The following is a 26,519-nucleotide window of genomic DNA, read 5'->3' as shown; positions in this document are numbered from 1 at the left end:
TTCTAACGTTGATCGTCCGGTTGTCGCTGCTGAAGAATTTCTTGCTCCACCTCGGCCAGTCCGGGATCGTCGGGGCGCAGCTTGCGCAGCGTCTCGATCGTTTGTTTCGCCTCGGCCCATTTCTCGCGTTTCTGCTGCAAGCGAACGAGCGCCGTCAGGAAGGTGACCGAGTTGGGCTGTAGCTCCGCCGCTCGGGCGATCGCCGCTTCGGAGGTCGCAAGTTGGTTCGCCTGGTAAAGGGCCAAGCCGTAGCGATACTGGACCGAGGCGACATTGGGCAACTGCGATGCGTCGCGGCCTAGGTTCTCAAGCTCTTCCTCACGGAGACTGGCGATCTCAAAGTCGCGAATCGCCAATTGTTCGGCCATGGCGCGGGCCTGGTCGCGCTGTCCGCTGGCGGCCAGTTGTTGGAACTGTTGCCGCTGCGGCGCCATCTTGCGGGTTAGTAGCTCGGCCAGGTTCGATCGGGGGCCAGTCAGGTTCGGCTGAATGCGGACTGCCTCGCGATACCATTTCTCCGCCGAGACGTCGTCTCCCATTCGTTCTGAGAGCGCACCAAGGGCGAGCAAGGCGCCTGCTTGATCGGCGTTACGCAAGAGCGACTGTTTCAGTTCGCCAAGCGCCACTTCGAACGCCGCTTCTTTGCCGTTGAGCCTCAGGAACTCGATCGGCGTGCCGGCGAGCGCATTGGCGGCGTCGGTCCGCACCAAACGGGTCGGATCGTCGAGCTTGTTCATCAGCAGCTTCAGCAGCTCGGGCCGGGGAATCACTTGCGGCGTCAGGAACTCGGCGACAATTGTTGCGGCGCTGCGCAACTGTGGATCGGAATCGGCCAGCGCCATTTTGACGGCGCGGGCCGTTTCGGGCTGATCAGCATAGGCGCCCAGTTGCGTGACGGCGCTCGCCCGGACGATCGCCGGTTGCTTCTGGTCGCGGGCCAGGTCGATCAGTTTGGGAAAGCTGGCCGGGTTTTCGCGCCACGCTTCCGACAGCGTGTACGCAAAGCTCGGGTCTTCTTTCGAGTAATCTTTGCCGTACCACTTTTTTACCGCTTCGGCCGCCCAGGCGTCGACTTCGGCCAGCGCCTGTTTCACGTCTTGATCGCCATTGCGGGCGGCGGTCATCCACTCGCCATAGTTTTTCAAGGTGGCGCGTTTCTCGTCGGAGATCTTCGCTCGGTCGAGATGGCACTTGGTGCAGGCGTTGGGCGTATCGAGCGCGACCGACAAGTCCGGCCGCGGAACGCGAATGCTGTGATCACGCCGCGGGTCGACTTCCATGTAAGTCGTCTCGGGCATGTGACACTCGACGCACGAGGCGCCGGTCCCGTCCATCTTGTGGAAGTGATGCGCCTCGTTGTCGTACTTGGCGGTGGGATGCTGATGGCACGAAGTGCACAGCTTGTTCCCTTCAAACTTTACCTGGGTCGAGTGGGGATTGTGGCAGTCGGTGCAGCGGATGTTCTTGTGGTACATCTTGCTTTGCAGGAACGAACCGAAGACGTAATCCTCGTCCAGGATCTGGCCATCGCAATAGTAGGTCTGCGGCATGATCAGTCCGTTCGAGAATTGATCGTAATAGGTGTCGCCGCGCTCGTAGGTGGGGCAAACGACCCGGCGCCGCGAATGGCAATCGGCGCAAGCTTGCACCTGCGGCACGTTGCTTTCGCCTTTGAGCCGCTTCAGGCCGTAGCCATGATTGCGATCCCAAAAGAGCGAGTAGTTGTTGGCCAGCTCGACATGCAGGCTACCGGGACCGTGACACGCTTCGCAGCTGACGTCGATCTCCGAGAAGGTCGTGTGATAGCTGTTACTCGCCAGGTCGAAGTTTTTGTGCAGATCGGTCGAGTGGCAGTCGGCGCACATGTGGTTCCAGTTTTGGGCGACGCCGGTCCAGTGGAGCGGATCGTCGGGCGCCAGTTTCTCGTCGACATCCGGAGGCGGCAGATAGAACCATGCCTTCTTATTCGTATCCCACGAGATCCGCAGCACTTGAACGCGCCCGATCGAGCCGGCGGGAGAGCCAGGCGTCGGCGGTTCGATTTCGACCATGTATTGCTGCAGCGGATCGACGCCAAAGACGTACTTCACCTCGAAGTCGGCCATTTTGCCGTCGGGGCCTTCGGTGTTGATGAAGAACTTGTTGTCTTTGCGGAACATCCGCGAGGTGATGTCGAAGTGGGTAAACTCGGCATCGTCAAAATTGGCCAGCACCGTCTCTTCGGTCGCTGGGGCCATCGCCTTGTCGTGGTACGAGCCGACAAAGTCGTTGAACTCGGTCTGGTGACATTCGTTGCACGAGTTGCGTCCGACATAGGTCGCTTGGCGGGTGGTCGGAATCGCCCAATACCAATCGGCCAGCGCCAAACTTCCCAGTAGCAGAGCGACCAGAAAGGGAATCGCGATCAGGGGAATTCGGCGGAAGATCGACAAACGAGAGGACATTCGATTTATCAGAAAAAGATGGAAAAATGGGGGCGGTTTCCACTATCATCATTAGCATAGCGCTTGGCTCTCGCCGAGAAGAGTGGCGAAAATACCGAAGAAATCGAGTGAAGGGGAGCTAAATTGCCCTCTTTCGCCCAAATCCCACCTTTTTTCGCCGCCGGCTATGCCCATCAAGTTAGCGGTATGACAGGGTTTCGTCTGCCGCCCTTTCTCGCATTCCCCGTTTCGCACCCGCAGGCAATCACGATGCGCAAACTGCTCGCTCTCGCCCTCCTACTCGTCTCGCCCGCCTTGTTGTTGGCGGATCAACAACTGCCGAACATCGTCTGGATTTCGAGCGAAGACAATGGTCCGCACCTGGGTTGCTACGGCGACAAGTACGCCGACACGCCCAATCTAGACGCTTTGGCCGCCAAGGGGATGAAGTACCTCCACTGTTGGTCGAACGCGCCGGTTTGCGCCCCGGCTCGCACGACGATCATCTCGGGCATTTTTCCCCCGGCCATCGGCGGACAGCACATGCGAAGCGAGAGCGTGTTGCCGGCGGCGTTCAAGATGTTTCCGGTCTATCTGCGACAGCGGGGATATTACTGCACCAACAACAGCAAAGAAGATTACAACCTGAAGAGGACCGGCAAGGTCTGGGATCAATCCAACGGCAAGGCGCACTGGCGCGGCCGCCAGGAAGGACAGCCCTTTTTCTCGGTCTTCAATTTCACCGTCAGCCACGAAAGCAAGATTCGGAGTCGCCCGCATACCGCGGTGCACGATCCTGCCGAAGCGCCGGTGCCGTCGTACCATCCTGATCGCCCTGAAGTTCGCCAAGACTGGGCGCAGTACTACGACAACCTGACGACGATGGACAAGCAAGCGGGTCGCATCCTGAAGCAGCTAGACGAAGAAGGCTTGGCCGAAGATACGATCGTCCTCTACTGGGGCGACCATGGTAGCGGCATGCCCCGCAGCAAACGAACGCCGCTCAATTCCGGCTTGCAGGTGCCGCTGATCGTGCATGTGCCCGAGAAATGGAAAGCCCTGGCGCCCAGCGAATACCAGGTCGGCGGCGACTCTGAGCGACTGGTCAGCTTTATCGACCTGGCGCCGACGATGCTCAGCCTGGCCGGCGTCAAAGTGCCCGACTGGATGCAGGGCGTCCCTTTCATGGGCAAGCAAGAGAAGCCGGCCAAGCCGTACATGTATGGTTTCCGCGGGCGAATGGACGAACGATACGATCTGGTCCGCTCGTGCAGCGACGGCCGGTACGTCTACGTCCGCAATTTCCTGCCGTACAAGCCGCATGGGCAGATCTTGTGGTACCAGATGGAAACGCCGACCACCCGCATCTGGCACGAAATGTTCCTCAATGGAGAAGCCAACCCGGTGCAGTCCGCCTTCTGGCAACCGCGTCAGCCGGAAGAGTTGTATGACCTGCAGAGCGACAAAGACGAAGTCGTCAATCTGGCCGGCAATCCGGAGCATGCCGAAACGCTGAAAAAGATGCGCACCGTGATCCATGATTGGCAGCTTGAAATCCGCGATCTCGGCTTTCTGCCGGAAGGAGAAATCCACTCCCGCAGCGAAGGGTCTTCGCCCTACGAAATGGGACACGATCCCGCCAAGTACCCCCTGAAAAAGATCCAGGCCGCCGCCGAGATGGCGTCGATGAAGCAGGCCGACAACCTGCCGGCCCTGCAAAAGGACCTGCAGGCCGACGATAGCGCCATCCGCTTTTGGGGCGCCTTGGGGGTCTTGATGCTGGGACAAACGGCCGCCGACAAGACGACCGACCAACTGCAAACGCTGCTGCAGGACAAAGCATATGGTCCCCGCGTCGTCGCCGCCGAAACGCTGGCCCAGTATGGTTCGCCTGAGGATCGAGAGAAGTCGCTGCAGGTGTTGATCGATTCGGCCAACATCGCTGACAGCGGCGTCTACTCGGCCATGTTCGCTTTGAACGCGATTGATGAACTGAGTGAGATCGCCGATCCGCTGAAACCGCAACTCAAGGAATTGCCGACCAAGGCCAAGGATGTGCCGGGGCGAGTGTCGTCGTATTGCGGTCGTTTGGTTGGACATATTCTGGGCGATTGATGCGTTCGCCGCCGTTATGGTGGTAACGATTACGCCAATTTCGAGCAAGTCGCGGGCTCCGTTTTTGACCCCGCCGCGAGAGGACCTAAACTTCGGGTGAATCCCACGGTTCTGTCCCTCTTCATCTCTTCTCGGCGATACGGCAAATGGCGAATACCCCGGCGGACGACCTACTAGCGCGACTCGCAGGCAAACAAGGTTCCTCGGACCAGGGAAACGACCCCTGGTCGGACTTGGCGGCCTCGGCGCCAGCCCATGAACCGGTACAACAGTACGAATCGGTTGGCGCGGACGAGAAGCTCGACTCGCTGCTAGATCGCTTGAACAAAATGGCGAAAGGGGATCGCGCCGAAGCGGCCCCCTCGCCGACAAGTGCGCCCACGGCTCACGAACCGGAAGATGACGAGCCGCTCGACTCGTACATCCCGCGCGAGCCAACCACCGCCCGAGAAGCGGGGCTAACCGATACCGAGATCGAAGCGCTGGCGCTGAAGTACCTGGTTTCGCGCGGCGAAGCGAGCGGTCGCCAGATTTCCGATCAATTGAAGCTGCCGTTTCTGATTCTGGAAGAGCAGCTGCGAAAGATGAAGTACGACCAGTTGGTCGTCTACAAAGACACGACGGTCGCCAACGACTACGTCTACTACCCGACCGATCTCGGCCGAGAGCGAGGCAAACGCTACTCCGAGCACTGCACCTACTTTGGCGCAGCGCCGGTGACGCTGAAGGATTACATCGAGAGCGTCAAAGCGCAGTCGCTCGAAAAGCAACATCCCAGCATCGACGATCTCCGCCGGGCGTTTGAAGATCTGTTGATCAATCCCGATATGTTCCGCCGCTTGGGGCCGGCCATCAACAGCGGCCGCGGTCTGTTCCTGTATGGCTCGCCGGGTAACGGCAAGACGAGTATCGCCGAGCGGGTCACTCGCTCTTTCGGCCAACACATCTGGATTCCGCGGGCGATCGGCCTGGATGGCGAAATCTTGCGGCTATTCGATCCGAGCAATCACGAAGAGGCGCCGCTGCCTGAAGAGAACGGTTTGCTGCATAGCGCGAAACTCGATCGCCGCTGGGTCCGCATCAAACGCCCTACGATCATCGTCGGTGGTGAATTGACGATGGAGAATCTCGAAATCACGTTCAACACCGCGACCGGCATCAGCGAAGCTCCGGTCCAGCTGAAAAGTAATTGCGGCACGCTGGTGATCGACGACTTTGGTCGTCAACGGATGCGGACCGACGAACTGCTCAATCGCTGGATCGTGCCGCTGGAAAAGCGCTACGACTACTTGAACATGGCCAACGGTAAAAAGCTCCAGGTGCCGTTCGATCAGCTCGTGATCTTCTCGACCAACTTGGAGCCGAAAGATCTGTGCGACGACGCGTTTTTGCGGCGTATTCCGTACAAGATTGAAGTCGCCGATCCGTCCGAAGGGGAATTCCGCCAACTGTTCAAGATCATGTGCCCGTTGATGGGCTTTGAGCATCGCCCCGACGTGATCGACTACGTCGTGAAGACGCACTACGAAACGGTCAACCGCCCCTATCGCTGTTGCCAACCGCGCGACTTGCTGCAACAGGTTCGCAATCTCTGCCTGTTCGAGAAAGAACCGCTCGAACTGTCGAAAGAGCGGTTCGACGCTGCGGTCGAGAACTACTTCGCGGTGATGTAGTCGACGTAGGGCAGGCCGTGCCTGCCGAAATGGAAGACGTATCGATCTCGGCAGGCACGGCCTGCCCTACGCGCGGTCGATCTTACTTCGGCGGGAAGCCAAAGTTCAGCGGCAGTTGCGGGTCTTCTTTTTCGGCATTGGGATTCAGCTCTTTGAACAGCAGGCTCGGCTGGATGCCGGTGTTGTTCTGGTATTTGTTGCTGACGTATTCCTTGATGTCCCCGGTGATCTCGTGATAGAAGATCTGGCAGATGGGGACGCCGGCGTAGATGCGGATCGGTTGAACGGCGAACATTTCGAGCGTCCAAAAGCCGTTAAAGCCGACATCGCCAAAGCCGGCGGTGACGTGGACGAATAGCCCGAGTCGCCCGACTGACGAGCGGCCTTCGATCATCGGGACCAGATTGTGCGTTTCGGTTCGCTCGACGGTTCGCCCCAGGTAAAGCTGATTCGGCGAAAGGACGACCCCTTCTTCCGGAATCCGCAGTCGCCGTACCCGATGCGGCTTTTTCATGTCGAGCACGATCTCTTCGTACACCATCAGCTCCTCGTGGAGCGTCAGGTTGTAGCTGTTTGGATTTACTCGATCGTCGTCATACGGATCAATCTGAATGTCCGTACCAAGACGTGATCGAATCTCATTCCCTGAAAGGATCATGGTAGCCGTTTGGGGGCGATGATGGGCGAAGCGAACGAACCCGGCGGTCCCGAAGAGGGCGCCAGATGACCGTGATTATAAAGATGTGACGAAAAATTGAAATGATCGAAGTGCCGCTACTTCGCAACCCCCACTTGAGGGCAGAACTTGGCGAAATGGCAGTCGTCGCATTTCGGCTTTCTGGCGTCGCAGATCGCTCGGCCGTGATGAATCATCCGGTGCGAGAACTGAATCCATTCTTTTTTCGGCAGCAGTTCCATCAATTCCGCTTCGACTTTGACGGCGTCGTTCTTCGCCGTCAGCCCCATGCGGCGGCTTAAACGCCCAACGTGCGTGTCGACGACCACCCCGGTCGGCATGCCGAACGCGGTTCCCAGCACAACATTGGCCGTTTTCCGCCCGACGCCCGGCAGGGCGACCAGCGCCTCGAGATCTTGCGGAACTTCGCCGTCGTAATCGTCGACCAGCTTCTGCGAGGCGGCCTTGATGTTTTTCGCCTTGTTCCGAAAAAAACCGGTGGTTTGCACCAACTTCTCAATTTTTGCGATCGGCAGCGCCGCGATATCGTCGGCGGCCGGATACTTGGCGAACAGCTCTTTGGTCACAATGTTGACCCGAGCGTCGGTACACTGGGCCGAAAGAATCGTCGCGATCAGCAGCTGATACGGCGTTTCGTAGTTCAGGGCGCACTCGGCGACCGGATAGTCGACCTTCAGCTGTTTGACGACGCGGCGGGCCTGTTTTTTCAGTTCTTCGAGCGAGATTTTTTTCGGCAACGTTCGTTCGGCGGCTGATGGCGAGGGACGGACTGACGCATTTTCAAACCTCACCGCCGTAGCGTCAATTGGGCCAATGCGACAATCAGTAGGCGGTCCGCAGATTTCGCCACAGCCGCTGAGCGCAGTCGATCGAGTCGCGATCAGCCTTGCCGGAACCATAGGCGATCTCGTCGTAATGCCGGGCCAGTTCCCGAGCCAGCGGCCCAATTTCGGTGTCGGAGAACTCGACGGCCAGCCGGCGGCCATATTCTTCCGGCGTCTGGTCGTGATCGCGGGGAACCCCTTTGTCGTCTCCCCAGGCTTCCAGCGCCTGGAAGGTGTAGCGGATCAATTGCTCGGCCGTTCGCTTTTTGGCGGCAGAGCCGAACGGCGACGCGAACTCCGGAAAACGAGGAGCCCGCGTGGCGACCGGCGCCGCTTCCACGGTCGCCAACGTCGGCTGACTGCGGCGGCCAAATAGCAAGTCCCAAAGCTTGCGCATATCGTCGACAAACTTGGCCCAGCTTTCGGCGATTTGTGCCCGGTACTTCCAGGCGAAGTAGAGAGCCGCGATCGCCACGGCGGCGTAGATCAACAGCTTCACCAAGTAGCCGAGCGAGCCGAGAAGCTGGAGTGGATTGAACGATGACGAAGAGGATGGCTTGGGAGCGTTGTTCTGCGGCGACTGCTCTTGAGACGACTGGTTGTCACTGTTCTGCTGCTCCGACTTGTTTTCGTTATCGGAGTCTTGCGAATCGGATTGCTGGGAGTTCGGCTGTTGCGAGTCGGACTTTTGCGAATCCGACTGCTGTTGATCTTGCGACTTGCCGTCATCCGATTTCTGCTCGGTCTTTTGTTGCGAGTTTTGCGAATCCTGTTTCTGCGAAGAATTGTCGTTCTTCTGGTTGCCGGACTGGCTTTTGTTCTTGTCTGACTTCTTGTCGCCGCTCTTCCCCTGGTCCGATTTCTTACCCTGCGACGATTGCTTTTCGCCGTCTCCCGGCTTGGTTTGGGTTTGGCTCTTTTCTCCCTGATCGCCGTCGCCCGCCTCTTGTTGTTTTTCGCCTGCTTGCTGTTTATCGTTCGACTCGGTCGTCCCTTTGTTCTTGTCGTCTTGCGTTCCTTCTTTGCCCACGGCGTATTGCGAGGAGGAACGCTTTAGCAGATCGCCGACGCCGGGGATGCGGGCTACTTCGTACTCGGCATGCGGCCGCGGTAAGATCGCGGTGACCAGCATCACCACCGCAATCAGCACGGCGCCAGTCCCTAGCCAAACGCCGGCCATCGAGGTGGGCATCTCCATGTTCCGCTTGCCCAGGTAACGCCGCAAGCTGAGGAAGCTGGTCGACATCAGCAGGCCCAGCGCCGATGCGACGTAGGTAAACAGGTAGAGAAACAACCGCCAACGCAGACTGGAGTCGCCGCTTGGCTCGAATGCCTGACCGAGCCCGAACAGCGGCAGCGCCGCCATCGAGAAGTAGATGATCCACACGCCGGGGGCGAAGCGAGTCGACGTCGGATCGAGTACGTCCCACAGCCAGTTTCGTTTTTTCTCAGGTTCCGCTTCCGGCGATTCGGTCGCTGTCGCGACCGGGTTCTGTTCCGCTTTCTCTTCACCGCCGAGACTATCAAAATCGGCGCCGATCCACTGCATCAGCCCTTTTTGCGACGTATCGCGAGAGTCGTCGACCAGCGTGCAGTCGTAGGTCAAGCGATTGGCGCACCACCAGATTACTAGCAGCAGGATCAGGCCCAGCCAAACGGCGTCCGGCACAAATCGCCACAGCGCCAGCAGCATCACAAACGCAAAGATGCCGCCGAGTCGCCCTGATTTTTCAAAGCCCTCTTCAATGGTCAGACGCGCAAGCAGCACGCTGGCGAAGACGAAGTCGCCCAGGATGAACTGCAGGCGGCCGATGTAGGGCCCGCCATAGAAGAGCTCAAGCAGGAACAACACCAGGCTGCCGACCAACAGCATGATCAACGCCGGGTTGATGGCGATGACTGCATAGTCGAGTTCGGTTTGCCGTTTGCTCATGCTGCTTGTCGTCTCGTTAGAACCACGAGTACGCCTGTTCCTGGCAAATGGTGCTGATGTTGTCGAGATTGTTCAGTTGGCGGCAACGAATCCCCTCGGCCAATAGTTTGCCGGCGGCCTGGGCGAATTCGTATTCGTCAAAAATGTTGATGATCGCAGTGACGGTAAAGCCCGAGCGGCGCAAGTTGCCGAGCGCCAGCGCCGTTTCGACCGTCGATTCGGTCAGCACGGCGATTACGGTCGCATCGCGAGGAATGCGACTGACCGTTTCGGTAATCAGCTGCGCAAGCGTCAGGCCGTCGGTCAGTTCGGCCCGGGCCAACATCTTGCGAATTAGCGCCATTTGCTCGCCGCCGCGGCGGGTTTGCACGACTTGCGGCACAAGATGGTCGTTTCCTTTTTCAACAATTGCGGCCGAGCGGGCCTCGGCGCGGCTTTTGACTTCGGTCGTCGCCAGCGTTTCTCGCTTCATCCGCTCGGCGGCGTCGCGGGCATTGGTGACCAGGCCGACTTGCTGACCGGTCTCTTGCACCGCGCCGGCAATCGCCACCGCCAGCGAGATCGCCATTTCCGAGCGAATCGGTTCATGCTGCTTGGCGAAACTTTCTTGGTGGAAATCGAGCACGATCGTGGCGCCGGCGATGCTCGACGGTTCGTAGACCTTGCTGTGCAGCGTGCCGGTGCGGGCGGTCGCCGCCCAGTTGACCCGGTTGATCGGATCGCCCGCTTGATAGGCCCGGACGCCGGCAATGCGGGTCGGATCTTCAAACAGCCGGTGGGTCATCTTGATTTCGCCCATCGGCCGCCGCGATGCGATGTCGAACCCGTCGAGCGGGATCACCTTCGGCAACACCTGCAGGTACTCAGGCGGCGCGAGAACCCGAAACAAGCGATACAGCCCGAACAGATCGCCCGTCTCCAGCATCGCTGGGCCGATCGGAAAATACCCGCGACGGTTGCAGCGGAGTTGATAGTAAAACGACTTCGACTTGCGCGGGCCAAGCGAAGCGAGCGTGATCCGGTCGCCGCTCGTTTCCAGGGCAGGTGGGCGATACATCGTCGCGCGGCGAGGGAGCGTATCTTCGACCAGCAGCCACGGAATCGGCAGCGCTCCGGTATTGGTCACCGTGACGTTGACGGCGATCGAATGACCTTCTTCCACTTCCAGGCGATTCACGGTCCGGTGGATCGACAGGTGATGCGACCAATAGCGGGTCAATAACCGGCTGGCGGTCATCACCGCCAACAGCGCGTACATCGAATAGACGAGCAGGCTCAGTCCGAACAGGGACGAGATGACGAGAATCAGGATGGCGCCGACAAACCAGCGCACTACACCCGGGCCTCCATATCAAGCACCGGCGCTGGTACCGCGGTGGCGATGTCTTCCAGCACTTCGGTGGCAGTGATTTTGCGGAGGCGACTTTCGGGCTTCAGGATCATGCGGTGGGTCATCACCGGCGCCAAGATCCGTTTGACGTCGTCAGGCGAGACGAATTTACGCCCCAGAATTGCGGCCAAAGCCTGTGACGCGCGGAACAGCGCGATCGAAGCGCGAGGACTGCCGCCGAGCGCCAGGTGCTCATGCTTGCGCGACTGGTGAACGAGTTCCAAAATGTAGCGACGCACCTTGTCGTCGAGATGAATCGAGCGAACCGCTTGTTGGCAGGCGACCAGTTCTTCCGACGAAACGACCGGGCCAATCGCATCGAGCGGATTGCCGCTTTCGAGCGCGCCGAGCATTTTCATCTCGTCGTCGATGTTCGGATAGCCAAGACTAAACTTCATCAGAAAGCGGTCGAGCTGCGCTTCAGGCAGCGGGAACGTCCCTTCATGATCAATGGGGTTCTGCGTCGCGATCACCAGAAACGGCGGGTTGAGCGTATGCGTCGTGCCATCGACGGTGACTCGCGATTCGGCCATCGCCTCTAACAGCGCCGCTTGCGTGCGGGGCGTCGTGCGGTTGATTTCGTCGGCCAAGACGATGTTGGCGAAGATCGGCCCAGCCCGAAATTGAAACTCGCTCGTCTTCTGATTGAAGATCGACGCGCCGGTCACATCGGTTGGCAATAGGTCGGGCGTACACTGCACCCGCTTCAGCGTGCAGCCGACGCTCTTGGCTAATGTGCGTGCTAGCATGGTCTTGGCGACGCCGGGGACGTCTTCCATCAGCACATGTCCTTCGGCCAGCCAGGCGACCAGCGAGAAGACGATCTGCTGTCGCTTTCCCATGATGACGCGTTCTGAATTGGCGATGATTTTCTTAGCGATCGAAGCGACGTCCATGGGCAGTTGCACAGAATTAGGTTCGCAGGCGAATTAGTAGTGGGACGAGGATCACTCATTATGCCCGGTATTGAGGAATCACGCTTGCAGTAAGCGTGAAATCGAGCAAGGAGAAATCGGGAGAATCTCCAGTGAATAATTGGTCGAACCGCGGATCCCTCATTAGATTCTGCTTGACCACCCGCCGATCGTAGGATTAGAATCCGAGCTACCACGGAAGAGGGAGGAGAGGCAAGCCATACCTTTTCATCATATAGTGAATTATGCAGGGGCATTTCATGTCACAGAGCATGAAGATCGCATTTTTGCTCGCTACGATCATTGCGACTGGGCTTACGGGCAACGCTCAGGCGCGGATTTGGGTCGACTCCGAAGGACGTTCGGTCGACGCAGAATTCGTCAAATTCGAGGGGAACACCGTTCATCTACGTCGCAACGACGACAACTCGATGATCGAGGTGACCTACTCCAAATTCAGCGAAGCGGACAAGCGCCTCCTTACGGTGCTGCGCGAGCAGGTCGAAGCGGCGATGTCGTCCGACGCCGATGATGCGCCGGCCGATTATGCCGCTAGCGTCGGCAAGAGCGGCGCGAGCGCCAAGAGCGATATCTCGGAAGCGGACGCTCGTCGCGAATTGAGCCGAACCCGCAAATGGACCGACGAAGATGGCAATCAAATCCAGGCCAAATTCGTCCGGATGCACGACGGGAACGTGATCCTGTTGCAAGGCAACAAGGGACACAACGTCGACTTCTACACCCTCAGCGACATCGATCAAGAATTCCTGCGAGAGCAAATGGAAGCGCTGGGCCAAGGGGACGATGTCCCGCCGGTCATGGTGAAAACGATCGAGCCCAACATCGGTACCAATAACGCGGTCGCCGGCACGCCGCCAGGCATGTCGAACTTCCCTGGCCAGTTTGGTCCGCAAGGGATGTCGCGTCCGCCCGGATTTACTGGATCTCGCCCGCCCGGTTTTTCGTCGCCGCCCGGCATCTCGAATCCACCTGGGTTTTCGCGGCCACCGGGGCTGCCATCGCCTAGTTCCGTCGCGTCGATGCCTTCAATGCCGCGCGGCTCATCGATCAGTTCCAGCGAGCCGCCGCGGATCGCCTCGAACACGCCATCGCGCGTAGGTGCACCAAGCTACGATCCTTGGGCCGGCAGCAGCGCCGCCAAGAATTCGGCGCCTCCTAAGACGTCGCACTTGCCGTCGATGCGGCCGCCGTCGACGCCTGCTCCGTCGATTCCCGAAACGGCAACCACGAGCCCGCCGATGAGCGTCCCCGAAGTCAACATCCCGGGACCGCAGCTTGAGATGGTTTGGGAATGCAAAACGTGCGGTACCCAATTCGACACGGTCGAGAAGCCGTCCTTCTGCCATTTCTGCACGTCGATCAAGATCGGCGGCGGAATCCTGTTGGCGCTGGTTGGCGCCGCGATCAAGGGGGCGATGAGCAGCTAGTTCTTCGCTTCTCCTCGCGCGTCCGCCCCAGAAGTTGACGCCCGCTCAGCTCCATACTCGTGTTTCCTAGCCGGCTTCACCGCTCACCCGCGTGAAGCCGTTTTTTTTTGTGTTTTGGGTTCCAGCGACGTTCTGGCCAACGCTGAGGCGATGCGCAAAAGGCGGCCTACCCAGTTGGGGGTGGTCGATCTCGCGAAGTTCTCGGTTTTGCGGCATTCTGTGACAATCTACGGTCCAAAACGGCAGCGCGGCGACTAAAATAACAACAGTTTGAATCCTATCTAATCTTCACAATTCCCAGCGATATGGCTTCCGCGTCCGAGTATCCAATTCGACTCTTTCCACTGCCGAACCTGGTCTTATTTCCCGGCGTCCTGCAGCCGCTCTATATCTTTGAGTCGCGGTATCGGGAACTGCTCGAACAGGCGAAAGCGGACGACGGACAAATTGCCATGGCGCTGCTCAAGCCCGGTTGGCAGCAGCAATACGAAGCGAGTCCCCCTTCGTACGATGTCGTCTGCATCGGGGAGATCGTCGCCTGTCAAACGCATGACGACGGTACATCCAACATCCTGCTACGAGGTAATCGCCGGGCGAAAATCGTGCGCGAGATCGACTCACCAGGCTCATTTCGGACGGCGATGGTCGAGGATTTGCCGGGCGCAGCGACCCAGGGAACCAACGCTGCGAGCGCCGTCGCGGCAAGGCTGAAAAGCGCCCTTGCCAAGACCGAGTTCGCGCAGATGTTTGAGCAGCCGTCCTTGGGCGCCAATCCATCTTTGGACGTCCTGAGCGACGCCGTCGCCTACGCGCTTCCCTGGCCGCTGCTGATGAAACAACAGCTGCTGGCCGAGACCAACGCGATCCAGCGGGGCGAATCGCTGATCAGCTGGCTCGCGCAATCGGCCAGCGACGCGCCAGAGATCGGACGGCCCACCTTTCCGCTGCGGGCCAGCGTCAACTGACGCGCATGGGCGGTTGCGATCCTCGTCATCCTCTGCTGGTCATGCCGGCGGCGCTTTGCCGCGACCTGCGGCTTCTGCCGGAACCTCTTCTCGCAGCTACTATCCCAGGGCTTGCCCTATCCCGTATGATATAGAGAAGTTACGTCGATATCGGCCAGGCGGCCGATGGATCGGCGGGGTTGCTGCGGGGAAAGGTGCTCAGAACGTTCCGAGGATCGATTCTTACCATCCGTTTGCTTGGGAAATGCACGAACGACATCGAAACCAGGTCGCTTACTAGGGGAGAGCCCCTCGGCGACTTAGCGGTTTTTGGAGATTCATGGATCCGGAACGGGAACGCATTCGAGCTGATCTGCGCGGCGTGATCGACTGCGAGGTCCTTTGCGACGACCTGTCGTTGCAGATGTACTCGACCGACGCCAGCATTTTTGAGGTCAAGCCGCTGGCGGTGATCCGGCCCCGTCGTGCGCAAGAAGTCGTCGCCTGCGTTCGCTACGCCAACGACAACAAGATTCCGGTCCATGCCCGCGGGTCAGGCAGCGGTCTGGCGGGCGAATCGCTCGGCCCCGGCATCGTGATCGACTTCGCCCACGCGCTGCGCCGCGTGATTGAGTATGGCGAGCATGCCGTCCGCGTGCAGCCGGGCGTCATTCTGGCGCAGCTCAATCGTCAACTGGCCGAACTGGGGCAGATCTTTGGTCCTGACCCGGCCAACCGCGCGATCGCGACCATGGGGGGCGTCTTGTCGGTCGACGCCAGCGGCAGTCACTGGCTGCTGCATGGTTCGGCCCGCGATCATGTCGAGAGCCTGCAGGTCATCCTCGCCAATGGCGACCAGGTCGAATTTGGTCCCGAGCCGGTCGAAGCGGCGCTCGAAGGCGATTCCAACAAAGCGCGGATCTGCGCCGGTCTGGTCGATATCCTGCAGCGCAACAAAGCGCTGATCGAAAAACACGCGCCGGCCACCGCCGTCAATTGCGCCGGCTATCAATTGGATGGCGTGCTGGAGAACGGCACGCTCGACGTTTCCAAGTTGCTGGTCGGCTCGGAAGGAACGCTCGGCTTGATCACCGAGGCGACGCTGCGGGTTTCGCCGCGGGTCAAGCATCGCGGCCTGGTGCTCCTCTTCTTTGAGAAGCTCGATCTAGCGGCGAAGGCGGCGCTGGAGATCCCGGCGCTAGGCGCCTCGGCGTGCGATCTGCTTGATCGACGCGTGTTGGCGATCGCCCGCGAAACTGATCGCCGCTATCTCAACCTGTTTCCGACCGAAGCCGAGGCGATGCTGTTGGTCGAAATGCCGGGCGAGTCGACCAGCGAAGTGCAGGATCGATTGAACCATACGGTCGATCGGATTCGGCGTCGCCGCCGCTGGGCGTTTCACGCGATCGTGACGACGTCGCCAGAAGAGGTGGGCGTCTATTGGGAACTGGCTCGTCGCATCGCGCCGATTTTGTATCGGCTGAAAGGAACGACGCGGCCGTTGCCCTACTTCGAGGATCTGGCGATCCCGCCGCAAAAGCTGCCGGAGTTTCTGACGACGGCGCAAAACGTCTTGAAGAGACATCATGTTACCGCGTCGCTCTTCGCGCATGCGGGTCAGGGGCAATTGCACATCCGCCCGCTGCTCAACCTGGCCGATCCCGACGATGTTACGCGAATGCAACAGGTCGCTTCAGAACTGTATGACGAAGTGCTGAAGATTCGCGGGACGATCAGCGGGCAGAATGGCGATGGGCTCAGCCGGACGCCTTATCTAGAACGGCAGTTCGGTCCGCTCTACACCGTCTTTCAAGAGGTCAAGCGGCTGTTTGATCCGGCTGGCGTGCTCAACCCCGACAAGAAAATCGTCGCCACGCCGCGTCCGCTTGAGTCGCTGATTCGTCCCGTTACGGTGGTGACGCAAAGCGAAAATGGGGAAGCGCTGCCGGTTCGCCGCGGCATTCGAGACGAACAGCTAACGCTCGCCTGGTCGACCGAAGAGATGGGATCCGCCGTGCGGGCCTGCAACGGCTGCGCCCGCTGCCGCACCAGCGGCGCCGATGCGCGGATGTGCCCGATCTTTCGCTTTGAACCGAAAGAGGAAGCGTCGCCGCGAGCGAAAGCGAACTTACTGCGCGGCGTGTTGACTGGCCAAGTCGCGCCCGAAGAGATGGCGACCGAGCCGTTCCGCAAGATCGTCGACCTATGCGTCAACTGCCATCAGTGCCGCGTCGAGTGCCCGGCGACCGTCGACATTCCCAAGATCGTCACCGAAGTCAAAGCGCAGTACTACGAAACGAACGGACTTTCGTTCAGCGATTCGGTCTTGGCGAAGATCGATCGCTGGGCGGCGTGGGGGCACTTTTTCCGGCCGCTGGCCAATTGGGCGATTCGCAATCGAGGCGCACGTTGGCTGCTGGAAAAGATCTTCGGCATCGCTCAGGGACGCAAGTTGCCGCTGTTTGCGCGGCGGTCGTTTTTGCGTCTGGCACAGCGCCGCCGGCTAAGTCGCCCGACGCGGCGCAGCGGTCGCAAGGTATTTTACTTTGTCGATATGTACGCCAACCTGTTTGATCCGCAGTTGGCCGAAGCGCTGGTGTCGATCCTGGAGCACAACGGCGTCGCCGTCTACGTTCATCTGGGGCAGATGCCGTCGGCGATGCCCGCGATCTCGCTGGGCGCCATTCCGCCGGCGCAAAAAGCGGCTCAGCAAAACCTGCGTCTGCTGGCCGAAGCGGTTCGCCAAGGTTACGAGATCGTCGCGACCGAACCTTCGGCGGTGATGTGTCTCAAGCATGAGTATCGCCAGCTGCTGGGAAGCGAAGAAGCCGATTTGGTTGCCAATGGAACGACCGAGGCGTGCCACTATATCTGGGGGCTGCATCAAAGCGGCGAGCTGAATCTCGATTTCCGACCGCTCCATGTGTCGGTCGGCTATCACACGCCGTGTCATATTCGGGCTCTCTACCAAGAGTCGGCCGGCGCCCGCCTTTTGAAGTTGGTGCCTGGGCTGCAGTTGCGCTCGATCGAAAAGGGGTGTTCCGGCATGGCAGGGGCGTTTGGCCTGTCGAAGAAAAACTTTCGCAGTAGCCTCAGAGCCGGTTGGGATATGATTTCGTCGCTGCGTGATCCGCAAATTCAAATCGGATCGTCGGAATGCAGTGCGTGTAAAATGCAGATGGAGCAGGGGACGGCGAAGTCGACCGTGCATCCCCTCAAATTGCTGGCCGCTTCCTATGGACTAGGGCCGGGGCTCGACCAATTGGCGGCCCGGGCGCCGCATGAATTGACGGTTTCGTGAGAGTTTGCGTCAAATTGTTCGCCGCGGTGCGTGATATCGCCGGTGACGAGAAAATTGAATTGGAAGTATCGGAAAACGCCGATGTCACCGAGATCCGCGCGGCAATGATCGCCCGCTGGCCGAAGCTGGAGCCGTACGCTCCGTTTTTGAATTTCGCCGTCAATCAAACCTATGCGACGGCCGCTACCCGCGTCGCGGCCGCCGACGAAATCGCTTGCATCCCGCCGGTAAGCGGCGGCTAATAGAAGCGTTTGCTCAGAATCTTAGAGAGATACCAGCCGGTGGCGAGCCTAACCCACGACACGATCGATCTTCAGGCGATGTACGACCTGGTCGCCACGCCGACAGCCGGCGCTATCGTCACCTTCAGCGGCGTCACCCGTCAACTGACCGCCGGGCGTGAGACCGAGTCGCTCGATTACGAGGCGTATGGCGAAATGGCGCTCGCTAAGCTCAACCAGTTAGAGCAAACCGCCCAACAGCGCTGGCCGATCGAAAAGTGTGCGATCACGCATCGGCTGGGGCATCTCGAAATTGGCGAGGCGAGCGTCGTCGTCGCCGTTAGTTCGGCCCATCGCGCCGCTTCTTTTGAGGCGGGCAAGTGGCTGATCGATACGCTCAAAGAAGAGGTGCCGATCTGGAAACGCGAGAACTGGAGTGACGGCAGTACCGATTGGGTCCATCCTGGTTTACCGACGGGAGACGCCTCATGAGTAGTCCGCCGCTTGTCGATGGCTTCGGTCGCGTGCATGCCAGCTTGCGCATCAGCGTCACCGATCGCTGCAACATTCGCTGTTTCTACTGCATGCCGCTGGAGAACGTGCAGTTCAAACCGCGCAACGAACTGCTGACGTTTGAAGAAATCGAACGGGTCGCTCGCGTCGCGGTCTCGCTTGGCATTCGCAAGTTTCGCATCACCGGCGGCGAGCCGCTGGTCCGGGCCGAGTTGCCGAAGCTGATTGAACGTCTCGCCGCGATCCCAGGCGTCGATGACCTGGCGCTGACGACCAACGGCTTGCTGCTGACCGATCAAGCGGCGGACTTGCACAGCGCCGGGCTGACTCGATTAAACGTCAGTCTCGACAGTCTATCGGAAGAAGTCTTTCAGCGGATTACGCGTCGTCAGGGAGTGCAGCGGGTGCTGGACGGCATCGCTGCGGCGCACGACGCCGGCTTTCGCGGAATTCGCCTGAACGCGGTTTCGATTCGAGGTTTGACCGAGGGAGAGATTGTCCCCCTGGCTCGCTTTTCTCGCGATCATGATCTAGAACTGCGATTTATTGAGTTCATGCCGCTCGATGCCGATCGCAATTGGCGAGAAACGCAAGTGCTGAGCGGCGGCGAAGTGCGTGAAGTGATCTCGCGCGACGTGGCGCCTTTGACGCCGGCGACGCGCGGGGACCTGAGCCAGCCGGCGGTCGATTACGTCTATGCCGATTCGCCGGCGCGGGTTGGGTTTATCAATTCGGTCACGGCGCCATTTTGCGGCGACTGCAATCGCTTGCGAATCACGGCCGAGGGGCAGCTGCGAAACTGCCTTTTCTCGACCGAAGAGTGGGACGTGCGCGGGCCGCTGCGCGGCGGCGCCGACGACATGGCGATCAAGCAGGTTTTTCGCGATTGCACCAGCGCCAAAAAGCGTGGGCATGGCGGCGACGATCAGCAGTTCGCTTCGACTGAGCGGGCGATGTATCAAATCGGAGGATGACGGATCATGAACGTAGAGGGGCAGCCGCGGATCTATCTAGATAACGCCGCTACCAGTTGGCCAAAGCCGCCTGGCGTGGTTGAAGCGATGCGCCGGCATTTAGAAACGATTGGTGCGCCAGCCGGACGCAGCGGCTATCATGAGGCGGCGGTCGTCGAACGCGCGCTGATCGAAACGCGCCGCCAACTCGCCTATCTGTTTGGCTTGCGCGAAGCGGATCGCGTCGTCTTCACCTTTAACGGCACCGACTCACTCAACACGGTGATGCACGGCTACCTGCGCGAAGGGGACCACGTCGTCGCGACCACGATCGAACATAATTCGGTCTTGCGGCCGCTCGCGTATCTGGCCGGACGTCGCGGTATCGAAGTGCGGCACGTGGCGGCCGACGAATTGGGAGTTGTTACGCCGGCGGCGATCGAAGCGGCCCTGACCGACAAGTCGCGGCTGATCGTGATCAGTCACGCGTCTAACGTCACCGGCGCGATCCAGCCGATCGAAGAGATCACCGAAATGGCGCATCGCCGCGGCGTGCGGGTGTTGGTCGACGGAGCGCAGGCCGCCGGGCATATTCCGTTACGGCTCGAAGAGAGCGGCGTCGACTTCTACGCCTGCTCGGGGCACAAAGGCCTGCTTGGGCCGCTTGGCGTCGGCATCCTCTATTTTGGCCAAGGCGCCGAACAAGAGACCGAGAGCTTCCGCCAAGGGGGCACCGGCACGCTCAGCCAAAGCCCGCAGCAGCCCGATACGCTGCCCGACAAGTACGAAAGCGGTAATCCTAATGTGACCGCGATCCTGGGCCTGCAGGCAGCCGTGGAGTATCTGCGGGACAAGACGGTCTCGTCGGTCGAACGCCAAATCCGCGAGCGGACGGCGCACCTGCTGGAAGGCTTGGCCGGCATGCCGCAGATCGAAGTCTATGGTCCCCGCTCGGCGGCCAGCCGCGTTGGCGTGGTCAGCTTGAACGTGCCAGGCTTCGATCCTCACGAACTGGCGAGCTTTCTCGATTCGGCCCATCACGTGCAGGTTCGGGCAGGGCTGCATTGCTCGCCGCTGATCCATCAACAGTTGGGGACTAGCGACCGCGGCGGGGCGGTCCGGTTTAGCGTAGGCGCCTTTACGACGGCAGCCGAGATTGAGAAAGTGCTATCAGCGCTGGGCTCGCTCGTTCAGCACTAGTCCAGCTATGACCGGCCGCTCTTGCTAGCAGGCGGCCTCGCTTCAGCTATGTTCAAAAGGGAATCGATGTCAGACTCACCTTGGTATCGCGATGGGTTGCGTTTCGAGTGCTCGCAGTGCGGCGACTGCTGCACCGGCGCCCCTGGCTATGTGTGGGTAAATGACGAAGAAATCGCGCAACTTGCGGCGTGCGTCGAGCTTTCGGTCGATCAATTTGAAACGGCGTACGTACGGAAGGTGGGCCTGCGAAAAAGCCTGCGAGAGTATGGCGGCGGCGAGTGCGTCTTCTTCGATACGCAGTCGCGGGGCTGTACCGTTTACACCGCACGTCCGCGGCAATGCAAAACCTGGCCGTTTTGGGATTCCAACATTCGGACCGAAGAAGATTGGAAAGCGACCTGCGAAATGTGCCCTGGGAGCGGCAAGGGCCCCCTCTATCAGCTGGAAGAAATTGACGAGCGTCGCAGTCAGATTCGGATCTAATCAATTCCCCGAATCGAACGGAAGAGTTCAAGATTGACGATTGTGACGCCGATAACGTCTAGTGGGTGCTGTCAGCAGTCTGCGGCGTACGAAGTGCGTGACGACGATTTTGGCGGTCAAACTTGTTCTGCAGTAAGGACTTACGGCATGGCGAGTTGTCCCCGAGTCATTGTTTGGCTCGTAAGCTCTTTGACAATCGAAACTTACTAAGATTTATCCACGTCTCAAACGCGAACGGTTTTTCGCGTGGGAGCGTGACGACCTGGGCGAGAGAATTCGCCTAAGTCGTGATTGATCTTGACTCTAGTGCTTATGACACCTACACTTGGAGCGACGTTGGGGTCGTTTGACTGACCCAAAAAACTCGATCAGGAGCCGCGTCGTGACCAAGAAAGAGATCGTGAAGACCATTTCCGAGGAAATTGGTCTCACCCAGCTGAAAACCAAGGAAATCGTCCAAAAGACGTTCAACGCCATTGTTGATACCTTGGTGGAAGATGGTCGAATCGAGTTGCGAAACTTTGGCGTGTTTGAAGTCAAAAAGCGTGCGGCCCGCAAAGCGCGTAATCCGCGGACCGGTGAGAAGGTTTATGTTCCGTCGAAATTCGTCGTAACCTTCAAGCCTGGTAAGGAGATGGAAGAACGCGTCCGCCAAATGGAAGAGGCGGAACGACGCCGCGAAGAGGCCGAAGCGATGGCCTCCGGGAACATGGACATGATGGGCGGTTCTCCGAACCCCTCTGGCCAGCAACCTCCCGAACCCCCAACCAATACATTCGCCCCCCCGCCAGGCGATTTCGATCATTGATCAATCACGCGTCGCACGTTGACGCGAGCTAAGATCTATCTGTATAAGCGTTTGCCGCGATCGGATTCTCGGCTGCGCTACCTAAATCACGCTTGTCGGTACCCGTGCGGCCGTTTGGAGTCGCATCAAGGCCGCTGCTTCATGGAGGAATGCAATGCGCAAGTTGATCCTGGGCGCCCTGTTGGGCGTAAGCTTGATGGCGAACGTCGGTTGCTTCGTGCCGATTTACTCGGCCGATCCCGCGCGTCGTACCAACCAATTGCTCTACACGTCGGAAGATCTGCGCACGGTCCTCGACGAGTGGGAACGGATCTGGTTCCTGGACCAGCCGAGCCACTTGAAGCCGTATCGCACCCACGGCGGCATTATCTAAGCCGCCTGTTTGCGACCTGCGGACAAGCGTAGCATAGCGTGAGCGCGTCTCCCGGCAGGGGAGACGTGCGCTACTGCGCCGCATTGTCGCTATTGGTTTTGGCAGCGCGTTGATTCTATTGGACGGGCTGCTCGATCGCCCGATTGCGATCCCAGGATGGCGACGTAGGTCGTTGTTTTGCGAGCCGGAACAAGCTCTGCTCTCCGCCTGGCGAGGCTGAAAAATGCCACGAGGGCATTTTTCAATAGGCAGCTAGGGGATAGGATGAACGCTTGTCGTTCCGCTCGTTCCCCTTTGGTAGATAGATGTCTCTGCCCATGCCCGCCAGCTTGTCGGTCGAAATTGGTTCTCTGCGACTGGCAAATCCTATCCTGGTCGCCTCCGGCACCTTCGGCTACGCGCGCGAAATGGCTGGCATGGTCGATGTCGGTCGACTCGGCGGCATTGTCCCGAAGACGATCACTCAGGCCCCGCGGGCTGGCAACGCTCCTTGGCGAACGATCGAAACGACCGCCGGGCTGTTGAACTCGATCGGGCTCGACAACGACGGCATCGACGCGTTCATCGACCATCATTTGCCGTATCTCGGCTCGCTGGGGTCTCCTGCCGTCGTCAGCATCGCCGGCCGTACCGCCGAAGAATTCGCTCAAATGGCCGAGCGGCTGTCGCAGTACGACGAAGTCGCCGCGATCGAAATGAACATCTCCTGTCCCAATGTCAGCGGCGGGGTCGACTTTGGCATCTGTCCCGAAAGCTGCCGCGATCTGATCGCCGGCGTTCGCCCTCACTGCAGCAAGCCGATGCTCGCGAAGCTGACGCCGAACGTTGCCCGCATCGCGGATGTTGCCGCGGCGGCAGAAGAAGGTGGCGCCGATGGCATTTCGGCGATCAACACGCTGCTAGGGATGGCGGTCGATTGGCGGCGCAAGAAGCCGCTGCTGGGAAACATCATGGGCGGTCTAAGCGGCCCGGCCATCAAACCGGTCGCCCTTCGCTGCGTCTATCAGATCGCCCAACGCGTCAAGATTCCGGTGATCGGCATCGGCGGCATCGGCACGATTGACGATATGATGGAGTTCCTGGTCGCTGGCGCGTCGGCCGTGCAGATCGGCACGGCGAACTTCAACGATCCGACCGTGTCTACCAGAATCCTCGATCAGTTGCCGGGCGCACTTGCCGAGATCGGCGCTGCGTCGGTTGCTGAGATCATCGGCACGATTCAAACCGCGCCTCCGGCGCCAGCCAACGTCACCGGCGCTCCGGTGGCGTAACGTAGTTTCTGACCCATTCCTTCCCTCCATCGCTGTACGTAAATCATGCGCGTTTTGTCTGGCATTCAGCCCACCGGAAGATTCCACTGGGGGAACTACTTCGGCGCCATTCGGCAGTACATCGATCTGCAGAACGAAGATGCGTCGTACTACTTCATCGCCAACCTGCACGCGCTGACCACCGTTCGCGACAAAGAGCGGCTGCAGCAGAACACGCTCGACGCGGCGCTCGATCTGCTGGCGCTCGGCCTTGATCCGAACAAAGCGAATCTGTTCGTGCAGTCGGATGTGCCGGAAGTGTCGGAGCTTTGCTGGATCTTGATGACTGGCGCGTCGATGGGCTTGCTCGAACGTTGCCATGCCTACAAAGACAAGATTGCCCGCGGGCTATCGGCCGGCGCCGGTCTGTTCACCTACCCGGTGTTGATGGCGGCTGACATCTTGGCGTACGACGCCAACATCGTGCCGGTTGGCGCCGACCAGGTGCAGCATATCGAAGTGACCCGCGATCTGGCCCAAAGCTTCAACCATCATTTTGGCGATGTCTTTGTCCTGCCGCAGGCGAAGCAGCTTGACACGTCGGCCAAGGTGGTCGGTACTGATGGCGAGAAGATGTCGAAGAGCTACGACAACACGATCGAGATCTTTGAGCCTGCCAAGGCGATGCGGAAGAAGATCATGCGGATCGTGACCGACTCGCGGCCGATGGAAGATCCGAAAGATCCGGAATCGGATCATCTATACCTGCTGTATCGCTTGTTCGCTCAGCCAGACGCGCTGCAGGAAATGGCCGACCTCTATCGCAAAGGGGGCTTTGGCTATGGTCACGTCAAAAAGGCGTTGGCCGATGCGGCGGACGAGTACTTTGGCGAGTTCCGCGCCAAGCGCGAAGAGCTGGCCGCGCAGCCGGACAAGGTGCGCGAGATCTTGGGCGATGGCGCCGCCGCCGCTCGCAAACAGGCAGGCGCCGTGTTGCTTCGCGCTCAAGAAGCGTGCGGCTTGAAGCCAGCGAAGTAGGGCAGGGGAGAGAGCAATGAACGTCATTGGAATCGGAACCGACATCATTGAGTGTCTCCGCATCGCCCAAATGATCGAACGCCATGGCGAGCTGTTCGTCAACCGCGTCTTTACGCCGCGAGAGATCGACTACTGCAGCTCGCGAAAAGCGGCCACCCAGCACTACGCCGGCCGCTGGGCCGCCAAAGAAGCGGTGCTAAAAGCGATCGGCACCGGCTGGATAAAAGGAATCACCTGGCGCGACGTCGAGGTAGAAAACCTGTTCGGCGGGAAACCCCGCATCAACCTCAGCGGCGGCGCCCTCGAGTCAAGCCAACGCCGCGGCATCCTCGACATCATGATCAGCATCTCCCACTGCCGATCGCACGCCATCGCCTACGCCACCGCCGTCGGCGGCGACGATTTTACGAATCTAGGCGGCCGCGAATAACCGGTGTGCCACGGCTGGCGCCATGTTCTTATCGCGTCGCACGCGAGAAGAGCATGTCTTCGTGACGCAGATTCTGATTGCGTCGCGTCCATTCGCTTAGCGCGCCGCTTCAGGTCGTCGAAAGCCAAGCCTCGTCGCCGCCCCTCTCTCTTTTCGGCAACAGCCATCTGCGGCCAAAATCTTTGGTCCCCGGATGATCGCAGATTCTGCTTGAACGAGGAGCGGGGACGGAGTTTACTAGGGGCGTTTGCCAACTGCGCCTCTTGTCTCTACGTTGATCTCTCCCATGTCCGACTCAACCGATCCGCCTAGAATCACCGATTGCATGTTTGAGTCGCTTCCTGGGACTCTGCGCAAGGCCGAAGAATATGCGCAGCAGAGCATCGCCTGGATCGACGACAATCCGCAAAGCGAGCGGTTACAGGGCAGGTACTACTCGTTGTGCCTTGAATACAGGGCGATTGGCTTGTTGAAGTACGCGCTCGGCTATCCGCTGGCGGAAGTGTCTGAGGCTTGCGAGCGTTGTGCAGAGTCTTACCTATCGGTGCTCGATTTACGAGGAACTACGCCGCATCCCGAAGTGAATCGCAACGCCGCCGGCGAGAAGGATTACAGTCTGACGAATTCACGGCATCAGCTCTTCGGCATTTGCTCTGCGCTATTGTCAGGTCGAGAAGAACTAGCGGCGCAGCTAACGCAGCGGGAAGCGGAGCCGCGCAAGGCGAGATTCGTCAGCCCGACCTCCTCGACGTGCCGCCCCTATGAAGTGAAACTGGTGCGGGCGTTCAAACCGTTGCTGCTGGGCGAAGAGGATGGCCTGGCGGAAAAACCGAAGGGAGTAAATCTGCCGATGAGCGCCAAGCGGGGGCGTTGGATGGCGGAGATGCAAATTGCGATTCGCTGGAACGATCCTCGGATGTTCCTGGAATCGCTCAATGCGCTGCTGGATTGGCACGAAAAGAATAATTGCCGCCGGACCTCCTACGAGTTCCATACCGACATCGATCACTTTCTCTGCATCTTCGGGCTGGGATTAAGCCGCTTGGCGCTGGATCGTAGGCTGATTGAATTTGAGGATTTGCCCGAACGGGTTTGTTATCCTCGCGATCTACTGCTCTGAACCCCAGATTTGCGAAGACGGCGCCGATGTGATAATCGTGATTAGATCCGCATGAATAAGCGACGTCACCGCCGAAGAATTTCCGATGCCTGAATACACGCTGCAATTCATTATCATGATCGACGGCCCGTCGAGCGATCAGGAGATTGTCGACGCAATTCGGACTCCGTTTCCCGACTCAGGCGGAGGCCCGGCGCGTTGTGCTGATTTGCGGGGTAACTTTGTGGATATCTTCGCCAATTCCGACGCGGATCAGGCGAAGATGAGCGGAGAGGATGGCTTTTTGTTCTACGGCTTTGAGCTTCAGGCGTCGCCGACGAAGCCGACGATTCAGGAAGCGGAACAGATTCGACTGGCACGCGATCTGAAGGCGGTATTTGAGAGCCGCGGGTGGAAGGCGGAGGTCGGCGCCAATTTTGAAGACAAGTTGTAAACGACTTGTTCCGCGTCAGTCCAGCGGCTGACTTT

At 59.5% G+C, this 26,519-nt stretch carries 23 protein-coding genes; 17 read left to right on the top strand and 6 right to left on the bottom strand.

The window, feature by feature from the left end; all coding sequences use genetic code 11:
- Window positions 1-2: 2 nt before the first annotated feature.
- Window positions 3-2,444 carry a multiheme c-type cytochrome gene (locus tag Enr8_RS24125; RefSeq protein ID WP_146436710.1) on the bottom strand — a complete coding sequence of 814 codons (2,442 nt, stop codon included), beginning with the start codon at window positions 2,442-2,444 and terminating at the stop codon, window positions 3-5.
- A gap of 249 nt (window positions 2,445-2,693) precedes the next feature.
- On the opposite strand from Enr8_RS24125, the gene Enr8_RS24120 reads away from it, so the two are divergent.
- The gene (locus Enr8_RS24120; RefSeq protein WP_146436708.1) at window positions 2,694-4,538 is read left to right on the top strand and encodes a sulfatase-like hydrolase/transferase; all 1,845 of its coding nucleotides are present in this window, start codon (window positions 2,694-2,696) and stop codon (window positions 4,536-4,538) included.
- 146 nt (window positions 4,539-4,684) lie between these two features.
- Window positions 4,685-6,211 carry an ATP-binding protein gene (locus Enr8_RS24115; protein ID WP_146436705.1) on the top strand — a complete coding sequence of 509 codons (1,527 nt, stop codon included), beginning with the start codon at window positions 4,685-4,687 and terminating at the stop codon, window positions 6,209-6,211.
- Window positions 6,212-6,293: 82 nt separating this feature from the next.
- Here the strand turns inward: Enr8_RS24115 and dcd are convergent, their stop codons facing one another.
- The 5 genes from dcd to Enr8_RS24090 form a co-directional block, all read right to left on the bottom strand.
- Entirely contained in the window at window positions 6,294-6,869 is a 576-nt protein-coding gene (gene dcd / locus Enr8_RS24110) for a dCTP deaminase (RefSeq protein WP_146436703.1), read from the bottom strand.
- A gap of 116 nt (window positions 6,870-6,985) precedes the next feature.
- The gene (gene nth, locus Enr8_RS24105; RefSeq protein WP_146436701.1) at window positions 6,986-7,645 is read right to left on the bottom strand and encodes an endonuclease III; all 660 of its coding nucleotides are present in this window, start codon (window positions 7,643-7,645) and stop codon (window positions 6,986-6,988) included.
- 85 nt (window positions 7,646-7,730) lie between these two features.
- Window positions 7,731-9,665 carry a DUF4129 domain-containing protein gene (locus Enr8_RS24100; RefSeq protein ID WP_146436699.1) on the bottom strand — a complete coding sequence of 645 codons (1,935 nt, stop codon included), beginning with the start codon at window positions 9,663-9,665 and terminating at the stop codon, window positions 7,731-7,733.
- A gap of 16 nt (window positions 9,666-9,681) precedes the next feature.
- Window positions 9,682-10,998 carry a DUF58 domain-containing protein gene (locus Enr8_RS24095; protein WP_146436697.1) on the bottom strand — a complete coding sequence of 439 codons (1,317 nt, stop codon included), beginning with the start codon at window positions 10,996-10,998 and terminating at the stop codon, window positions 9,682-9,684.
- Window positions 10,998-11,951 (bottom strand): AAA family ATPase, encoded by a 954-nt coding sequence (locus tag Enr8_RS24090; protein ID WP_186767856.1) that lies wholly within the window; start codon window positions 11,949-11,951, stop codon window positions 10,998-11,000. The genes Enr8_RS24095 and Enr8_RS24090 overlap by 1 nt, the downstream gene beginning before the upstream one ends.
- 278 nt (window positions 11,952-12,229) lie before the next feature.
- On the opposite strand from Enr8_RS24090, the gene Enr8_RS24085 reads away from it, so the two are divergent.
- The 15 genes from Enr8_RS24085 (at window position 12,230) to Enr8_RS24015 (ending at window position 26,484) form a co-directional block, all read left to right on the top strand.
- A complete protein-coding gene (locus Enr8_RS24085; protein WP_186767848.1) occupies window positions 12,230-13,417 on the top strand; it encodes an SHD1 domain-containing protein in 1,188 nt (395 codons plus the stop codon).
- A gap of 305 nt (window positions 13,418-13,722) precedes the next feature.
- Window positions 13,723-14,382 (top strand): LON peptidase substrate-binding domain-containing protein, encoded by a 660-nt coding sequence (locus tag Enr8_RS24080; RefSeq protein WP_146436693.1) that lies wholly within the window; start codon window positions 13,723-13,725, stop codon window positions 14,380-14,382.
- Between the two features lie 319 nt (window positions 14,383-14,701).
- The gene (locus Enr8_RS24075; protein ID WP_146436691.1) at window positions 14,702-17,662 is read left to right on the top strand and encodes an FAD-binding and (Fe-S)-binding domain-containing protein; all 2,961 of its coding nucleotides are present in this window, start codon (window positions 14,702-14,704) and stop codon (window positions 17,660-17,662) included.
- Window positions 17,659-17,904, top strand: coding sequence for a MoaD/ThiS family protein (locus tag Enr8_RS24070; RefSeq protein WP_186767847.1), 246 nt, complete (start codon window positions 17,659-17,661; stop codon window positions 17,902-17,904). The genes Enr8_RS24075 and Enr8_RS24070 overlap by 4 nt, the downstream gene beginning before the upstream one ends.
- A gap of 39 nt (window positions 17,905-17,943) precedes the next feature.
- Window positions 17,944-18,375: a molybdenum cofactor biosynthesis protein MoaE gene (locus Enr8_RS24065; protein WP_146436687.1), complete on the top strand. Its 432-nt coding sequence runs from the start codon at window positions 17,944-17,946 to the stop codon at window positions 18,373-18,375.
- Window positions 18,372-19,370 (top strand): GTP 3',8-cyclase MoaA, encoded by a 999-nt coding sequence (gene moaA / locus Enr8_RS24060; protein WP_146436685.1) that lies wholly within the window; start codon window positions 18,372-18,374, stop codon window positions 19,368-19,370. Before Enr8_RS24065 ends, moaA begins: the two co-directional genes overlap by 4 nt.
- A gap of 6 nt (window positions 19,371-19,376) precedes the next feature.
- The gene (locus Enr8_RS24055) at window positions 19,377-20,549 is read left to right on the top strand and encodes a cysteine desulfurase (protein WP_146436683.1); all 1,173 of its coding nucleotides are present in this window, start codon (window positions 19,377-19,379) and stop codon (window positions 20,547-20,549) included.
- Between the two features lie 66 nt (window positions 20,550-20,615).
- Window positions 20,616-21,032: a YkgJ family cysteine cluster protein gene (locus Enr8_RS24050; protein WP_246120242.1), complete on the top strand. Its 417-nt coding sequence runs from the start codon at window positions 20,616-20,618 to the stop codon at window positions 21,030-21,032.
- 382 nt (window positions 21,033-21,414) lie between these two features.
- Window positions 21,415-21,840, top strand: a complete 426-nt coding sequence (locus tag Enr8_RS24045; protein ID WP_246120241.1) for an HU family DNA-binding protein — start codon at window positions 21,415-21,417, stop codon at window positions 21,838-21,840.
- A gap of 154 nt (window positions 21,841-21,994) precedes the next feature.
- Entirely contained in the window at window positions 21,995-22,213 is a 219-nt protein-coding gene (locus Enr8_RS24040; RefSeq protein WP_146436677.1) for a hypothetical protein, read from the top strand.
- Window positions 22,214-22,518: 305 nt separating this feature from the next.
- Window positions 22,519-23,484, top strand: a complete 966-nt coding sequence (locus Enr8_RS24035; protein ID WP_246120240.1) for a dihydroorotate dehydrogenase — start codon at window positions 22,519-22,521, stop codon at window positions 23,482-23,484.
- A gap of 45 nt (window positions 23,485-23,529) precedes the next feature.
- Complete coding sequence (trpS, locus tag Enr8_RS24030; RefSeq protein WP_146436675.1) at window positions 23,530-24,501, top strand: tryptophan--tRNA ligase; 972 nt, start codon at window positions 23,530-23,532, stop codon at window positions 24,499-24,501.
- Between the two features lie 16 nt (window positions 24,502-24,517).
- Window positions 24,518-24,931, top strand: a complete 414-nt coding sequence (gene acpS, locus Enr8_RS24025; RefSeq protein WP_146436673.1) for a holo-ACP synthase — start codon at window positions 24,518-24,520, stop codon at window positions 24,929-24,931.
- A gap of 286 nt (window positions 24,932-25,217) precedes the next feature.
- Entirely contained in the window at window positions 25,218-26,051 is an 834-nt protein-coding gene (locus Enr8_RS24020) for a hypothetical protein (protein WP_146436671.1), read from the top strand.
- Between the two features lie 85 nt (window positions 26,052-26,136).
- Window positions 26,137-26,484, top strand: coding sequence for a hypothetical protein (locus Enr8_RS24015; protein ID WP_146436669.1), 348 nt, complete (start codon window positions 26,137-26,139; stop codon window positions 26,482-26,484).
- Window positions 26,485-26,519: the final 35 nt, after the last annotated feature.

The sequence above is a fragment of the Blastopirellula retiformator genome, from assembly GCF_007859755.1.
GTDB classification, from domain to species: domain Bacteria; phylum Planctomycetota; class Planctomycetia; order Pirellulales; family Pirellulaceae; genus Blastopirellula; species Blastopirellula retiformator.
Note: the sequence above shows the minus strand (reverse complement) of the source record. Positions and strands in the feature narration are given on the sequence as shown.

Bases quoted from the DNA above. Each gene is read 5' to 3' on its own strand.
- Enr8_RS24125 (WP_146436710.1), bottom strand. From the start codon at position 2,444: ATGTCCTCTCGTTTGTCGATCTTCCGCCGAATTCCCCTGATCGCGATT.
- Enr8_RS24120 (WP_146436708.1), top strand. From the start codon at position 2,694: ATGCGCAAACTGCTCGCTCTCGCCCTCCTACTCGTCTCGCCCGCCTTG.
- Enr8_RS24115 (WP_146436705.1), top strand. From the start codon at position 4,685: ATGGCGAATACCCCGGCGGACGACCTACTAGCGCGACTCGCAGGCAAA.
- dcd (WP_146436703.1), bottom strand. From the start codon at position 6,869: ATGATCCTTTCAGGGAATGAGATTCGATCACGTCTTGGTACGGACATT.
- Enr8_RS24100 (WP_146436699.1), bottom strand. From the start codon at position 9,665: ATGAGCAAACGGCAAACCGAACTCGACTATGCAGTCATCGCCATCAAC.
- Enr8_RS24090 (WP_186767856.1), bottom strand. From the start codon at position 11,951: ATGGACGTCGCTTCGATCGCTAAGAAAATCATCGCCAATTCAGAACGC.
- Enr8_RS24085 (WP_186767848.1), top strand. From the start codon at position 12,230: ATGTCACAGAGCATGAAGATCGCATTTTTGCTCGCTACGATCATTGCG.
- Enr8_RS24080 (WP_146436693.1), top strand. From the start codon at position 13,723: ATGGCTTCCGCGTCCGAGTATCCAATTCGACTCTTTCCACTGCCGAAC.
- Enr8_RS24075 (WP_146436691.1), top strand. From the start codon at position 14,702: ATGGATCCGGAACGGGAACGCATTCGAGCTGATCTGCGCGGCGTGATC.
- moaA (WP_146436685.1), top strand. From the start codon at position 18,372: ATGAGTAGTCCGCCGCTTGTCGATGGCTTCGGTCGCGTGCATGCCAGC.
- Enr8_RS24055 (WP_146436683.1), top strand. From the start codon at position 19,377: ATGAACGTAGAGGGGCAGCCGCGGATCTATCTAGATAACGCCGCTACC.
- Enr8_RS24050 (WP_246120242.1), top strand. From the start codon at position 20,616: ATGTCAGACTCACCTTGGTATCGCGATGGGTTGCGTTTCGAGTGCTCG.
- Enr8_RS24040 (WP_146436677.1), top strand. From the start codon at position 21,995: ATGCGCAAGTTGATCCTGGGCGCCCTGTTGGGCGTAAGCTTGATGGCG.
- Enr8_RS24035 (WP_246120240.1), top strand. From the start codon at position 22,519: ATGTCTCTGCCCATGCCCGCCAGCTTGTCGGTCGAAATTGGTTCTCTG.
- trpS (WP_146436675.1), top strand. From the start codon at position 23,530: ATGCGCGTTTTGTCTGGCATTCAGCCCACCGGAAGATTCCACTGGGGG.
- acpS (WP_146436673.1), top strand. From the start codon at position 24,518: ATGAACGTCATTGGAATCGGAACCGACATCATTGAGTGTCTCCGCATC.
- Enr8_RS24020 (WP_146436671.1), top strand. From the start codon at position 25,218: ATGTCCGACTCAACCGATCCGCCTAGAATCACCGATTGCATGTTTGAG.
- Enr8_RS24015 (WP_146436669.1), top strand. From the start codon at position 26,137: ATGCCTGAATACACGCTGCAATTCATTATCATGATCGACGGCCCGTCG.